Source organism: Sphingosinicella sp. (assembly GCF_052388015.1).
In the GTDB taxonomy this organism is placed as follows: domain Bacteria; phylum Pseudomonadota; class Alphaproteobacteria; order Sphingomonadales; family Sphingomonadaceae; genus Allosphingosinicella.
Genome location: NZ_JBQTIN010000087.1, coordinates 1 through 13,299, shown reverse-complemented (window position 1 = coordinate 13,299; position 13,299 = coordinate 1). Strand labels below are relative to the sequence as shown.

16 protein-coding genes are annotated in these 13,299 nt (G+C 68.6%); 7 read left to right on the top strand and 9 right to left on the bottom strand.

All coding sequences use genetic code 11. From position 1 onward, the window contains the following. The 6 genes from ACT4N3_RS07110 to ACT4N3_RS07085 all read right to left on the bottom strand — a co-directional run. Nucleotides 1-133: LysR family transcriptional regulator (locus tag ACT4N3_RS07110; RefSeq protein WP_444854514.1), on the bottom strand; the 133-nt coding region annotated here is incomplete at its 3' end. A 63-nt stretch (nt 134-196) separates the two neighbouring features. Beyond that, entirely contained in the window at nt 197-1,123 is a 927-nt protein-coding gene (locus tag ACT4N3_RS07105; RefSeq protein ID WP_444854513.1) for a transposase, read from the bottom strand. Beyond that, entirely contained in the window at nt 1,123-2,103 is a 981-nt protein-coding gene (locus tag ACT4N3_RS07100) for a HEAT repeat domain-containing protein (protein WP_444854512.1), read from the bottom strand. Before ACT4N3_RS07100 ends, ACT4N3_RS07105 begins: the two co-directional genes overlap by 1 nt. A 208-nt stretch (nt 2,104-2,311) precedes the next feature. After that, nucleotides 2,312-2,467, bottom strand: coding sequence for a hypothetical protein (locus ACT4N3_RS07095; protein ID WP_444854511.1), 156 nt, complete (start codon nt 2,465-2,467; stop codon nt 2,312-2,314). Nucleotides 2,468-2,565: 98 nt separating this feature from the next. Then, complete coding sequence (locus ACT4N3_RS07090; protein WP_444854510.1) at nt 2,566-3,177, bottom strand: hypothetical protein; 612 nt, start codon at nt 3,175-3,177, stop codon at nt 2,566-2,568. After that, on the bottom strand, nt 3,174-3,689 hold the full coding sequence (locus ACT4N3_RS07085; protein WP_444854509.1) for an RNA polymerase sigma factor: 516 nt from the start codon (nt 3,687-3,689) through the stop codon (nt 3,174-3,176). The genes ACT4N3_RS07090 and ACT4N3_RS07085 overlap by 4 nt, the downstream gene beginning before the upstream one ends. Nucleotides 3,690-3,951: 262 nt before the next feature. Between ACT4N3_RS07085 and ACT4N3_RS07080 the strand changes: the two genes are divergently transcribed. Together ACT4N3_RS07080 and ACT4N3_RS07075 are read left to right on the top strand one after the other, a co-directional pair. Then, nucleotides 3,952-5,796 carry a DUF885 domain-containing protein gene (locus ACT4N3_RS07080; RefSeq protein ID WP_444854508.1) on the top strand — a complete coding sequence of 615 codons (1,845 nt, stop codon included), beginning with the start codon at nt 3,952-3,954 and terminating at the stop codon, nt 5,794-5,796. A 61-nt stretch (nt 5,797-5,857) separates the two neighbouring features. Continuing rightward, nucleotides 5,858-6,370 (top strand): superoxide dismutase family protein, encoded by a 513-nt coding sequence (locus ACT4N3_RS07075; RefSeq protein ID WP_444854507.1) that lies wholly within the window; start codon nt 5,858-5,860, stop codon nt 6,368-6,370. Here the strand turns inward: ACT4N3_RS07075 and ACT4N3_RS07070 are convergent. Next, nucleotides 6,367-7,986, bottom strand: coding sequence for a spinster family MFS transporter (locus ACT4N3_RS07070; RefSeq protein ID WP_444854506.1), 1,620 nt, complete (start codon nt 7,984-7,986; stop codon nt 6,367-6,369). The two genes, ACT4N3_RS07075 and ACT4N3_RS07070, sit on opposite strands and share 4 nt — an antisense overlap. A gap of 86 nt (nt 7,987-8,072) precedes the next feature. Between ACT4N3_RS07070 and ACT4N3_RS07065 the strand changes: the two genes are divergently transcribed. Continuing rightward, entirely contained in the window at nt 8,073-8,867 is a 795-nt protein-coding gene (locus tag ACT4N3_RS07065; protein ID WP_444854505.1) for a radical SAM protein, read from the top strand. Here the strand turns inward: ACT4N3_RS07065 and thpR are convergent. Beyond that, on the bottom strand, nt 8,864-9,394 hold the full coding sequence (gene thpR / locus ACT4N3_RS07060; RefSeq protein WP_444854504.1) for an RNA 2',3'-cyclic phosphodiesterase: 531 nt from the start codon (nt 9,392-9,394) through the stop codon (nt 8,864-8,866). The two genes, ACT4N3_RS07065 and thpR, sit on opposite strands and share 4 nt — an antisense overlap. Nucleotides 9,395-9,533: 139 nt before the next feature. On the opposite strand from thpR, the gene ACT4N3_RS07055 reads away from it, so the two are divergent. Next, on the top strand, nt 9,534-10,277 hold the full coding sequence (locus ACT4N3_RS07055) for a Bax inhibitor-1/YccA family protein (protein WP_444854503.1): 744 nt from the start codon (nt 9,534-9,536) through the stop codon (nt 10,275-10,277). 61 nt (nt 10,278-10,338) lie between these two features. Here the strand turns inward: ACT4N3_RS07055 and ACT4N3_RS07050 are convergent, their stop codons facing one another. Continuing rightward, complete coding sequence (locus ACT4N3_RS07050; protein ID WP_444854502.1) at nt 10,339-11,178, bottom strand: autotransporter domain-containing protein; 840 nt, start codon at nt 11,176-11,178, stop codon at nt 10,339-10,341. Nucleotides 11,179-11,353: 175 nt separating this feature from the next. Between ACT4N3_RS07050 and ACT4N3_RS07045 the strand changes: the two genes are divergently transcribed. The 3 genes from ACT4N3_RS07045 to ACT4N3_RS07035 all read left to right on the top strand — a co-directional run bounded on the left by ACT4N3_RS07045 (nt 11,354) and on the right by ACT4N3_RS07035 (nt 13,152). Beyond that, a complete protein-coding gene (locus tag ACT4N3_RS07045) occupies nt 11,354-11,890 on the top strand; it encodes a sigma-70 family RNA polymerase sigma factor (protein ID WP_444854501.1) in 537 nt (178 codons plus the stop codon). Next, a complete protein-coding gene (locus ACT4N3_RS07040) occupies nt 11,887-12,699 on the top strand; it encodes a hypothetical protein (RefSeq protein WP_444854500.1) in 813 nt (270 codons plus the stop codon). The genes ACT4N3_RS07045 and ACT4N3_RS07040 overlap by 4 nt, the downstream gene beginning before the upstream one ends. An 87-nt stretch (nt 12,700-12,786) precedes the next feature. After that, complete coding sequence (locus ACT4N3_RS07035; protein WP_444854499.1) at nt 12,787-13,152, top strand: hypothetical protein; 366 nt, start codon at nt 12,787-12,789, stop codon at nt 13,150-13,152. The last annotated feature ends 147 nt before the right edge of the window (nt 13,153-13,299 follow it).

Below are 13,299 nucleotides of genomic sequence, written 5' to 3'. Positions count from 1 at the left end.
CCAGCTCCTTGATCCCGGCCGAGAGGGTGGACTGAGTGACGAAGCAGGCGTCCGCCGCCCGGCCGAAATGTCCATGGTCGCTGAGCGCGACCAGATATTGCAGCTGCTTCAGGGTGGGGAGGTGGGTGGTCATCGTCCCGCTCGATCAATGAGCGACGTATAATCAAATCTGGCGATTCACGCCAATGGCGCCAGCCTAGGCGCCGCGCTCGATCCAGCTCCGGGCGGCCTCCACCTTCGCCATCTCCTGCGCGGCCATGCCGGCGACGAAGCGGTTCGGCGAGGCGCGGCCGCGCGCCAGGACCGCGAGGCCTTCGTCCATATTTGCCTCGGCCGCCGCCAGCTCGCGGAGCGCGGCGAACTGGAGCCGTTCGCAGGGATGGTGGCGGGCGAAGCTCTCGACCAGGTCGCGCGCATTGCCGGCGTCATGGTTCGCGGCCAGCGCCAGCAACGCCTCGCTCGAGGACCGGGTGAGCACGCCGGCGATCTCGCATTTGGCCGGGTCGAAGCGATACTGGGCGAGGAAGGGGAGCTTCGGGCTCGCCTCCATGATGTTGATCGAGACCGACATCTCGTCGGCCGGCAGCTGGTTGTGGACGTCCCTGTGCGCCCGGTAGAGCATCACCTTGCCGGGATCGAGCTTGGCCTTCTCGACGAACCGCAAATCGACCCTCTCGCCGGGCAGGCCGACGACGTCCTCATAGTCATATTCATAATATTCGCTCCAATAGCCGGGGCCGAGATAGCCGACGGTGAGGAACGAGAAATTATGATCGTGCGGGACGTGGTAGAAGAAGGGCGAAGTGCCGCTCGCCTTGAACACGCTGTCTTTGGGGCTCGGCCAGAAATTGGCGCGGATGAAATACTTCTCGCTCGCCCGGTGGAGCATGATCACCTGGCTGGAATAGCGGTTCTCCCGCTCCTGTTTGCCGCAGCGGTCCTTGAGCTCGGCGACCGCGATGTCGGCGAGGAAGCGGCGGTTGGCCGCGAGCCGCTTGAGCCACGGCCCGGCGGCGGCGAAGCTCTCCTCGTCGGCCGGGTCGAAGCGCTCGTCGTTCAGCACCTGGACGAGGTCGGCGAGCGCGATCGGATCCATGTCAGGGCAGGGGATGATGCGGGGCATCAGGCGGCCTTTCTCGGCCCGGGCGCATATTCGATCCGGTCGAGCACCATCCGGGCCGCGGCGCGCGGATCGGGATGCGGGTCGCGCGCCGCCATCCGCTTGAGGTGCGGCAAGGTGGTGGCGAGATCGATGCCGAGCAATTCCTTCATCGCGTGCCAGCGGACGAAGAAGCTGGGATGATCGAGGAAGCCGGCGATCGCGGCGAACGCCTCCTCGTGGCCGAGGGTGCGGGCGAGGGTCGCGACCATCTGGATCCGGCAATCGCCTTCGTCGACCGCGCTGCAGCCGATGAAGCAGCGGGTTCCGGCGTCATATTCGACGCTGACGGGCGCCTGGCCGGTCTTCAGATTCGCCTGCAGGACGATGAAGTTCGCCGCCGCCTGCTCGATGATGTAGCTTTGGTGTCGTCCATCGACGATGATCGTCTCGCCGTCGGCGATGCGCCGGGCGCCGACGGGCCAGCATTCGCCCGCGCTGGCCGCGCTGAATCCCGCGTCGATCGGATCGCACTCCCAGAATGCGAGGCTGAGGCCGCCGGCCTTGAGGAAGCGAAGCACGCCGATCTGCCCGCTGAACTGGATCGATCCCTTGCCCTTGCCAATTTGCTTACGCTCGGCGAGCGGAGACAGGCGGCTGACGCCGGCGGCGATTGTGAGATGATCGTCCTCGTACACCAGCAGCCCGGAATGGATGTCGCTGCGCAGGGCGCGGAAGGGCGGCTCGAAACAGGCATTGGTACGCATTTCGGCGGCGAGCCGCGCGACCAGCGCGTCGACCCAGGCTTCATCGGCGAGCAGCGCACGCGCCGCTTCGGCGAACGTTTCGGCGTCTGCCTCGCCGAGCGCGGCCATCACCGCGTCGAAGTCCAGATGCGGAGATGAGCCGCTCCAATCGTGCGCGAAACGGCGCGCGGCCGCGTCCATCGTCCGATGCGCCACGCGGTCATCGAGCCAGCCCCTGAGTTCGGCGTCGATGATCATTCCTGAACTCGTCCTTTGATGTGTGCGAGCCGGCGATAGATGCGATGCAGGAGTGACTTCACCGGCGCGCTCTTTTACTCAGCCAATCCTTTCGGAAGTCCAAAAGCGGCGGGCACAGCGAAACGGGCCGGACGCCGGGCAATGCCCTGACGTCCGGCCCGTCCTCAACCCCGGTCCTGCGATACGCGGCAGGACACGAATCGGGGGCTTAGAGCATCGCGTAGACGGCGATCCCGGCCGCAACGGTGAGGCAAACCCCACCACCGACTTCCTGCTGCTTGACGGCGCCGGACAGGGCGACTTCGGTCGCTAGCTCCGGCAGATCCGCCACGTCGAGGCGGATGGGTTCATTGAAACTCTTCATCGCTTTGCCTTCCCTGTTCAGTGCATTGTTTGCATCCGACGGGAAGGCTCATCTCATAAAATGATTGAGACTTTGCTAAGTGGCGGCTTGGCTCGTCTCTATTCGGCGGCGCCTTCGGCCTCATAGGCTTGGCGCAATTGGGTCAGCCTTTCGAGTTCCCGGTGTGCCTCGCGCTGCACGCGGACGAGGTAAACGCATATTGTCGCGGCGGCCACCAACAGCGTGATTGCGACCAGTGCGGTGATCAGCGGCTCGGACGTCAGGCGCTGGTACATGCCGCTTCCCTGGCCCCGGTCGAGAGCGGCGCCGAACGCGATCCCCAGCGGCAGCCCCAATGGCGTCGTCAGCAAATTGAGGCGTGCCCGTCGAATCGTGGCTCGAGCCCGCGCGATCGACTGGTCCAGCATATGCTCCGTCGAGCCGCTGAGCGTCGCCAGCTCGATCATGCGCAGTCGCCGTTGCCGCACCGTGCTGAACAACATCAGCAGGATCGCCGCGCCGCCGACCAATCCGGTTTCGACCCGTGGATTGGAGACGATCAACACCAAAACGACGCCAGACACCAAGACCGCCAGCCAGAAGTCCGCGATCTGGCCAAAACGCGCGCGGCGGCGCACCACGTCGGCGCTGCGCCGCAATCGCTCGATCTCGGCCGGGTCGGGCTGCGCGCGCCAGACGTCGCCGAGGCGGTCCAGGTCGATCTCGCTCACTGCCCTCGCTCCATCGCCGACTTTAGCGCCGCCTTCGCGCGTGACAATCTGAGCGCCAAAGCATTGGGCGCGATTTCCAGTGTTTCGGCAATCTCGGCATAGTCAAAACCCTCGAGCACCATGAAGATGACTTGGCGCTGGGGAAGTGGAAGGCGCTGCGTCGCGGCGATCAGCGCCTCGCGTTCGTTGCTGTGGATCGCGGTCTCCTCGGGATTGGGTTCGTCGGCCTCGATCGTCTCGGAGACCTCGGCGGTCGGCGGCCGGCGCACCTCGCGCGCGACATAGGAAATGGCCCGGTTCTGGGCGATCCTGGCGATGAAGGTCTTGAGGCTGGCGTCGGCGCGGAAGCTCGGCAGCGCCTGCCAGACGGCGAGCAGGATCTGCTGGACCAGATCCTCGCGCAAGTTGGGGTCTGCCTCATAGGTCATGGCGATACGGCTGATCAGCGGGCCGTAATCGGCGACGATCCGCTCGAACGAGGGAAGGTCGTTGCTGCCGTTCCCGCTCGCCATAGAGCGCTTCGTCCCCCGTCCGCCTTGGCCGGCGGATTCGTTTCGCTGCCTTAGCAGAACGCGCGCCGGGATGCGCGGCCGACGCTGTCCCGGGTCGGCACAGGTCAAAGGGCGGATCAGCGCGGAAGCCGGTGTCTGTTGCGGCGCTTCGTCGACCCGTCGTGCGCCTTGTCGAAGGCCGGCCCGTCCGGTCGCGGCAGGTCTTGCCAAGCATGCCGTCATGGGGGAACGCGGCGGCGATCCCCGCACAAGGACGACTCGCATGGACAGACGGACCTTCCTCGCTTCCTCCTCCGCCGCGTCGGCGCTCGTTCTTCTCGGCCTACCGGGCCGCGCGCTGGCGCAGGCCGCGCCGGCGGCCGCCGCCAACCCGGGCGACGCGGCGCTGAACGGCCTGCTGGACCGGATGTTCGCCGGCTTCATGGAGAATGCGCCGGAATTCGCCACCGCGCTTGGCCTCGACAGCGGGCCGCGCGCGGCGCTGAAATCGCGCCTGTCCGATTATTCCCCGGCCGCGCAGGCGCGTCAGCTCGGCATCTTCCGCGGCTATCAGCGCGAACTTCAGGGCATGAACCGCACCGCGCTCTCGGAGCGCAGCCGGCTCCACTACGACACCGTCAGCTACATGGTGGGCAGCAACGTCTCGGCGTTGGCCGATTTTCCCTATGGCGCGAACGGCTTCGGCTTCTCGCCTTATGTGATCAGCCAGCAGGACGGCGCCTATCAGAACGTCCCCGATTTCCTCGACCAGCAGCACCGGGTGACCAACGCCGCCGACGCCGACGCCTATCTCGCCCGGCTGGAGGCGTTCGGCACGGCGCTTGACCAGAATAGCGAGAAGCAGCGCCAGGACGCGGCGCGCGGTGTCTTCGCGCCCAATTTCACGCTTGAGACGACGCTGACCCAGCTCCGTGCCCTGCGCAATGTGCCGGCTGCGCAGACCATCCTCGTGAGCTCGATCACCCGCAAGGCGCGCGAGAGGAACCTGTCCGCCGATTATGCGACGCGGGCCGAGCGGCTGGTGACGGAGCGCGTCTTCCCGGCGCTCGACCGGCAGATCGCTTTGGTCGAGCAATTGCGCGGCCGCGCCACCGACCGGGCCGGCGTCTGGGGTCTGCCCGACGGGGCCGATTATTATGCCGCAGCGGTCCGCAACGCGACGACCACGACGATGACGCCGCAGGAAGTGCACGATCTCGGCCTTGCCCAGGTCGCGGAGATATCGGCACGCATCGGCCAGCTGCTCGACGCGCAGGGCATGACCGGCGGCGATGTCGGCGCGCGGCTGACTGCGCTCAATCGCGATCCGGCCCAGCTCTATCCGAACACGGACGAAGGCCGCGCCCAGCTGCTGGCCGATCTGAACCGGCAGATCCGGGAGATCGATCCGCTGCTCCCACGCGCCTTCGCGACCCAGATCCGCGCCCAGATCCAGGTCGTCCGCGTGCCGGAATTCATCCAGGACGGTGCGCCGAACGGCTATTACAATCCGGCCCCGCTCGATGGCTCGCGTCCGGCGCTTTATTATATCAACCTCAAGGACACGCATGACTGGCCGAGATATGGCCTGCCGTCGCTGACCTATCACGAGGCGATGCCGGGCCATCACCTCCAGATCAGCCTGTCGCTCGAAAGCCGCGACACGCCGATGCTGCTCCGCCTCTCGCCGTTCGGCGCTTACACCGAAGGCTGGGCGCTTTATGCCGAGACACTGGCCGACGAGCTCGGCGTCTATCAGAACAACCCGCTGGGCCGGGTCGGCATGCTCCAGTCGCTCCTGTTCCGCGCCGTCCGCCTCGTCGTCGATACCGGCATCCACTACCGGCGTTGGACCCGCAGCCAGGCGACCGACTACATGGTCCGCACGACCGGCTTTCCGGTGCCGCGCACCCAGCGCGAGATCGACCGTTACTGCGTCGCGCCGGGCCAGGCGTGCAGCTACAAGGTCGGCCACACCGTCTGGACGCGGCTGCGGGCCGAGGCGGAGCGGATGCTTGGCAGCCGCTTCGACCTGCGCGGCTTCCATTCCATCCTACTCAAGGGCGCGCTGCCGCTCACCATCCTCGAGCAGGAGGTGAACGCCTGGGTCGCGTCGCAGCGGACTTGACCTTTCTGCGGCAACCCTCCTTCGTCCAACTCGTTCATCGGGCCGGACAGGAGGCGAGGCGATGAAGATCGGACTGGCGGTCGCGATGGCCTTGCTTATGGGCGCCGCCGTTGTCGCGCAGCCCGCCACTGGCGACCGCGCATCCGCGATGCTCGCCGAGCCGGGCGGCCGCGTCGTCGGCCGGGCGACAGTGACGCAGGAGAGCGGAGGCGCCCGGGTGGTGGTCGAGATCGAGGGGCTGGCCGCAGGCACCTACGGTACGCACATCCACCGCACTGGCCGCTGCGAGGGACCGGCCTTCGACAGCGCGGGCGCGCACTGGAACCCGACCGGCCAGCAGCACGGCTTCCGCAATCCCTCCGGCCGGCATCGCGGCGACCTGCCCAACCTGGTCGTCGGTGCCAACGGACGCGGCCGTCTCACTTTCACCATCCGCGCCGCGGTGCTGCGCGGCGAGGCGGGGATGATCGACGCGGACGGCACGGCGGTGATGATCCACGCCCGGCCGGACGACTATCGCACCGATCCCAGCGGCAATAGCGGCGCCAGGATCGCCTGCGGGGTGCTGAACTAGATCGGCTCGCCTGCCGCCCGGGCGCGCTCGACCTTCGTCTCCTCCAGCCGGTGAAGATGGCGGGCGCCGATCGCGAGGCCGATCAGGGTCAGCACGGGCATCGCATAGAGCGCGGCGATGCCGGTCGCGAGGCTGCCCGTCAGCACCGACATCTTGCCGGCGAAATAGGGGCCGAGCGCGAGGCCGATCATCGTCGTGCCGAGAATATAGGTCGCGCCCGCCGTCGCCCGCATCCGCGGCAGCACCAGATCCTGCAATGTCGCCACCGCCGCGCCGACCCAGGCCGAGGCGATCAGATGCGCGATCGGGTTCACCCAGTAGAAAGCGGCGAGGCTGTCGGTGACGAGCAGGAAGGCGACCAACGGGATCGTCAGCGTCGCGGAAAGCATGTTGATATAGAGCCGACCGTTCGGGCTCCGCTGCCGCCACAGGTCGGAGATATAGCCGCCCAGGATGACGCCGATCGCGGCCGAGATCGCCGCCGTGGTGCCGATAATCAGGCCCACTTCCGCCTTGGCGGTGAGCCCGGCGATGTAGCGGCCGGGCGCCGCGCCCCCCCCGTAGAAATGCTCCTCGACATAGAAGGGGACCCAGAAGCTGGTCGCGTAGGTGACGAAGGAGATCGAGCCGAAGGCGACCGCCAGCACCACCACCACCGGCGAGCCCCAGATCAAAGCGTAGGTCGGCGGGTCGCGATATTTGAGCGACTGCACCCAGGAGAATATCGCATAGGCGCCGATGCCGTAGGCCAGCCATTGCGGGCCGTCGCCGGTGAGGCGGTAGAAAGCGAAGCCGATCGCCGCGACGACGGCGAGCGCGATCAGGTTCCTGGGCAGCGCACCCGGAATGCGGGCGACGTTGATCAAGGTGAGCGGCGGCAGGATCGCGATCAGCTCGCGGCCGAAATCGCGCCACGCATTGGGCCGCACCACCGGCTGCGGCAGCCCGTCGGACGCACCGCGCCGCGGCTCGCGCAGCGTGAGCACCCAGAGCGCCAGCAGCAGCCCGGGCAGGCCGACGGCAAGGAACGCCGCTTGCCAGCCGGCGAGGCCGAGCGGCGCCGCCGCGGCGTCCGGATAGGCGGCATTCCAGCGCGCCACCACCAGCCCGCCGATCGGCAGGCTGAGCGCGCCGCCGATATAGAGGCCGCTCGAGTAGATTGAGAGCGCGGTCGCGCGCCTTTCTTTGGGAAAGGAATCGGAAATCATCGAATAAGCGGCGGGCGAGGCGCTCGCCTCGCCGATCCCCACGCCGATCCGCGCGGCGGCGAGCATCCCGAAGCTGTTCGCGAAGCCTGACAAAGCGGTCATCGACGACCACAGCGCCAGCCCCATCGCCATCAGCCGGCCGCGATACCAGCTGTCGGCCAGCCGCCCGAGCGGGATGCCGAACAAGGCGTAGAAGACGGCGAACGCGGTGCCGTAGAGGAAGCCGATCTGCGCGTCGGTGACGCTCAAGTCGCGCTTGATATCGCCGACCAGGATCGAGAGGATCTGTCGGTCGATGAAGTTGACGATGTAGACCAGGACGAGGACGAACAGCGCATACCAGGCATAGGCGCCGATGCGTGGAGCGGGGCGCGCGGCCGGCGCCACGCCCTCGACGATCGTCGCCATGTTTGCACCCTCTCTTCTTGTTTGGCCTATGGCTAGCAGAGCGCCGCGCTTTGGCAACGGGCGCATCCCTGATAGGCTTGGGCGCGATGCTGTCGATCGCCAACCTGGAAGTGCACGTAGCGCACGGCTGCAACCTCGCCTGCGAGAGCTGCTCCCATTATTCCAACCAGGGTCACAAGGGATTGCTCGGCCTCGACGAGGCGCGCGCCTGGATCCAGCCCTGGGCCGACAGGCTGGCTCCGGCCAAGTTCTCGCTGCTCGGCGGCGAGCCGGCTCTGCACCCGCGCTTCGCTGAATTCGTACCTCTGGCACGTTCTTTCTGGCCGCGGGCGCATTTGCGCCTGGTCTCCAACGGTTTCCTGCTGGCCCGCCATCCCGAACTGCCGCGCCGCCTGGCCGAAGCCGGCAACGCCCGGCTCGAGGTCTCTATCCATCACAATTCGGCCGAATATCGGCGCCGGTTCGCGCCGGTCGCTGCGCTGCTCGCGCGGTGGGTCGCCGAGCATGGCATCGATGTCCGGCTCGTCGACAGCCACGCGCACTGGACCCGCCGCTACAACGGCGTGGGCGCGGCCATGGAGCCGTTCGAGGACGGCCGCCCAGGGCGAAGCTGGCGCAATTGCCCGGCCCGCTGCCCGCAATTGCTCGAAGGCGCGATCTGGAAGTGCCCGCCGCTCGCCTATCTGCCGATGCAGAACCGCAAATACGGCCTGTCGGAGAAATGGCGCCCCTATCTGCAATATCGCCCGCTGACCCCCGATTGCGACGATCGCTCGCTCAGGGCCTTCTTCGCCCGCAAGGCCGAATCCCATTGCGCGATGTGCGCCGCCAAGCCGCCGCGATTCTCGCCGCCGCTGCCCTTTCCGACCCGCGTCGCTTAGTTGAGCAGATAATCGGCAAGGATCGAATAAACGGCGCGCTCTTCGGTGAGGTCGCTTTCGAACAGGGCGAAGCGTTCGACCGTGAAAAGCGGGCTCGCCAGGTTGCCCGCCTGCTCGAGGAAGCCGCCAACCGGCCCGGCCGCGCGATGGAGGCGGGCGAGGGTGATGTGCGGGATATAGGCCCGGCGCTCCGGCTCCAGGCCGACGCGGACCAGCGCTTGGTCGACCTTGCGATGCAGCGCTACCAGCGGCTCCGGCGGAGCGACGCCCGCCCAGACCGTCTCCGGCCGGCCGCGCTGGTCGAAGAAGCCGACGCCGGAGAGGGCAATCTCGAACGGCGGCTGCCGGATCGCGTCGAGCGCGGCGTGCACATCCTCGGCTTGCCGCCGGTCGACCTCGCCGATGAAGCGCAAGGTGAGGTGGAGCTGGTCGTCGCTCTGCCAGCGCGCGCCGCTGATCCCGCCCATCGCGGCGATCAGGCGCTCGCGCACCAAGCGCGGCAGGCGGATCGCGACGAACAGACGCATGGCCCGCTCTACCGGGGGTCGCGCCGCCGGTTAACCCTCTTCGCGTCCTTTCGCTGCATCCTTTCGCTTGAATCCGCCCCCCGAACCCACGATATTGCGGCCATTCGGCGGATCGTCGCCGGACAAAGGAGTTTGAACGATGGCCAACTGGTCTGACCCGCAACTGGGCGCGACATCGCAAGGCGGCGCCGTCGGCACGGCGACGGGCGTATCCGTCGACGCCGGCCTGCGGGCCCACATGCTGTCCGTCTACAATTACATGACCTCGGGCATCCTGCTCACCGCGATCGTCTCCCTAGCCTTCGCCTGGGGCGGCCGGGACTCGCTCGCCGCGGATATCTTCATCAACGGCGGCATCCTGCGCTGGGTGGTGATGCTGGCGCCGCTCGGCATCGTCCTGTGGATGAGCTTCGGCTACAACCGCATCTCGCAAACCACGGCCCAGATCCTGTTCTGGACCTTCGCGGCGCTGATGGGCGCGTCGCTGAGCTACATCTTCCTGATCTACACCCAGGGCTCGATCGCACTGACCTTCTTCGCGACGGCCGCTTCGTTCGCATCGCTCAGCCTCTATGGCTATACGACGAAGCGCGACCTCAGCGGCATGGGCACGTTCCTGCTCATGGGGCTGGTCGGCCTGATCGTCGCCTCGGTCGTCAACATCTTCTGGCTGAACGACACGTTCAGCCTGGTGATCGCTGCGGTGGGCGTGCTGATCTTCGCCGGCCTGACCGTTTACGACACGCAGAGGATCAAGAGCCTCTATTTCCAGCTGCCGGGCGCCGAGCTCGGCAAGGCCGCGATCATGGGCGCGCTGACGCTCTATCTCGACTTCATCAACATGTTCCTCTTCCTGCTGCGCTTCCTGGGCAGCCGCGAATAGGACCGGTCGAGAGACTGAACATGGGAAGGCCCGGCGGAAACGCCGGGCCTTTTCGCATGTGCTAGAAGCGGACGCGAACGCCCGCCGATGCCGAGGTCGTCTCGCCGGGGCTGAAGCCGGCGGTGCGGACGACGAGCGCGTCCAGCGAGACGCTGGCAGAAAGCTGGATCGAGCCGGTGAGACCAAATTCGGCCCATAAGTCGCCGTCGTCATCGGCCGGGATCAGCTGCGGCGTGCGCGACGCGGCAAGACCGCTTCCCTGGCGGTTGACGGCTGAGCGGTTCGAGGTCGCCGCGCCGGCGAAATAGGCGCCGAGGCTGCCGCCCCGCCAGATCCGCTCGGCCGACACGCCGGCGATGCCGGTCACGCCGTTCTGGCGGATCTCCTCGACCACCGGATCGCCGACCGCCGGCGCCGTCGTGCGCGCCGTGTCCACCGCGCTGTAGCTCAGCGCCAGGAAGGGCGCGACCGTCCAGTCCTCGCCCACCGGGGCGTCCCAGGTGGCCGAGCCGCCGAGCGTGAACAGGCTGCCGTCGGTTTCGACCCGCACCACCCGCCCGGCGGCGCGCGCGGGCGCGGGCGGAGTGAAATCGCGGTTGCCCAAGGTCGCATAGAGGTCGAACAATACGCGTCCGGTCTGATAGCCGCCGCCGATGGTGAACTGCCGCGTCTGCGCAGGGAGCGGCTCGGCAAGCCCAGGCTCGCCCTGGCCATCGAACCAGGCAGCCCCGGCGCGGACATAGCCGGCGCCGATGTAACGATAGAGCGAAAGCGAGACGAACGGCTGCCCGTCCTCGCCGGCCAGGGTGGCGATGCCGCCGCTCAGCGACAGCGACCAATCGGCCGCCGACGCGCTGGCCGGCCACAAGGCGATCGCCCAGACAAGATGCCGCGGTGACATGGCCCCCTCCTTATCGTTTCCGCCTAACGGCGGGGAGGCGTAAAACCCTTCGAAGGGAATTCCTTGTATCGGCGTTAAGGCTTTCAGCCGCGGGAAAAGAGACGTGCTGAATGTAGGCGTTGAGGCGAGCGAGCTGCGGGCGCGCGCAACCGGCGACGGGGGCGATTGCGCGCTGATGAGCCGTGTCGCCGCCGGCGACGCCGACGCCTTCAGGCATTTGGTGACGCGGCACACCCCGATGGTCCACGCGATCGCGTGGCGCATGCTCGGCGACGCGGTGGAAGCGGAGGATGTGGTGCAGGAGACGTTCGTCAAATTGTGGGTCAACGCCAAGGGCTGGACGAGCGCCGGCGGCGGCCTCGGCGGCTGGCTGCGGCGGATCGCCACCAATGGCTGCCTCGACCGATTGCGCCGCGCGCGTTTCGTCAGCGACGAGGGCCTGCCCGAACGGGTCGACGAGGCGCTGCCGGCGGACGTGGCGATCGACGGCGAACGGCGCCGCGCCGCCGTCGCCGCCTCGATCCACGCGCTGCCCGATCGGCAGCGCGCCGCGATCGTGCTCACTTATTATGAGGGCGTGCCCAACGCCGAGGCCGCGTCGATCCTCGGCATCGGCGTCAAGGCGCTCGAATCGCTGCTCGTGCGCGCCCGCCAGGCCCTGACCCGGTCGCTGGCCGGCAAGGGGCTGCTGACCGAAGGAGCGGGCGAATGACCGACCGCGCCCTCGATATCCTGCTCGCCGAGTTCGTGCCGCCGCCGGCGCCCGCCGGGCTGGCCGCGCGCGTCGCCGCCGCGGCGCTGGCGCTGCCGCAGGAGCCGCGTGCTTATGCCCGCCGCGCGCCGCGCGACCGGCGCCGCTCCTGGCTGCGTCGGCCGATGTTGGTCGGCGGGGTCGCGCTCGGTCTCGCGGTCAGCGGCGCCGTCGCCGCGACTCTGGCCGGCGTCCGGCTCGACCGGCTGCCGATCGTCGAGGCGGTGCTCGCAAGGTTCTCGCCGCCACCGGCCGCGGCGCCGCGCCCAGCGCCGGCCGCACCGCCGCGCCTTGCGCCCCCCGTTGTCGAGCCTGCCCCGGCTCCCACGCCGCAGCCGCTGCCCGAGGCGCCGCGCGCATCGCCGCCGCCCGCCTTGCCGGTCGTCCGCAGCGAGCCGCCGCCCGCGGCGCCGCTGCGCAGCGAGCCGCTTCCGCTTCCGCCTCCGCCGCCTCGGGTCGAAGCGCCGCCGCGCCCCGGCATCGCGGTTCGCCGGTCGATCGAATCGCCGCCGCTGCCGCTCCCGGCGCCGGTGGTCCGCGAGGAGGCCGTGGCCGCTCCGCCCGCCGTGCCGCGCCCCGCCGCGACGACCGCCGTCGAGGCCGCGCGGTTGCGGCAGGACCGGATCGAGCGGGTCCAACAGATCGACCGGCTTCGCGCCGCGCGTCAGGCGCAGGTCGAGCGGCTGCAAGCCGCCCGCCAGGCGCAGATCGAACGGCTCCAGCGCGTCCAGCAGAGCCGCGAGCGCCTCCGCCGCATCCATCGCGACTGAGCGGCCGAAGGGTTTCCCCGGACCTCGCGTTAGAGCGTCTGAGAGGCGCGGCCGCCTTCTCCCTCAAATCCTTGAAGGAGAGCGAAGATGAAGACCATCAGCCTGATCGGCATCGCCGCCGCTTTGTGCGTGCCGGCTTTAGCGTCGGCGCAGCGGGGTGGGGGCGGCGGAGCCGTTTCCGTCCAGCGCGGCGATTTCCAGCGCGGCGAGATTCAGCGCATCGACACGGACCGGACGCTCGTGACGACGCGCGATATCGACGTCCGCCGCGGCGACGCCCTGCGCGGCGAGACCGGAACCCGCCTCCAGCGCCGGGACCGCGACCCGGACCGGAATCCCAACCATCAGGCCCGGCGGCGCTGGAACGCCGCCAATCCGCCCGACCATCACGCCCGGCGGCGCTGGAATGCCGCGAATCCCCCCGCCGAGCGGCCCCGTCGCCCCGGCAGCTAGCCTTCCCCGAGCATCCCCCCTGGCCCGCCCCCGCCTCGCACGGGGGCGGGCCATTTTTCATGGCCGTCGGGCGGAGCTGCCCATATGCCGGCGGAAGAAATCGAGCGTCGCCGCCCACGCCCGGCCGGCCGCTTCGGCATTGTAGCG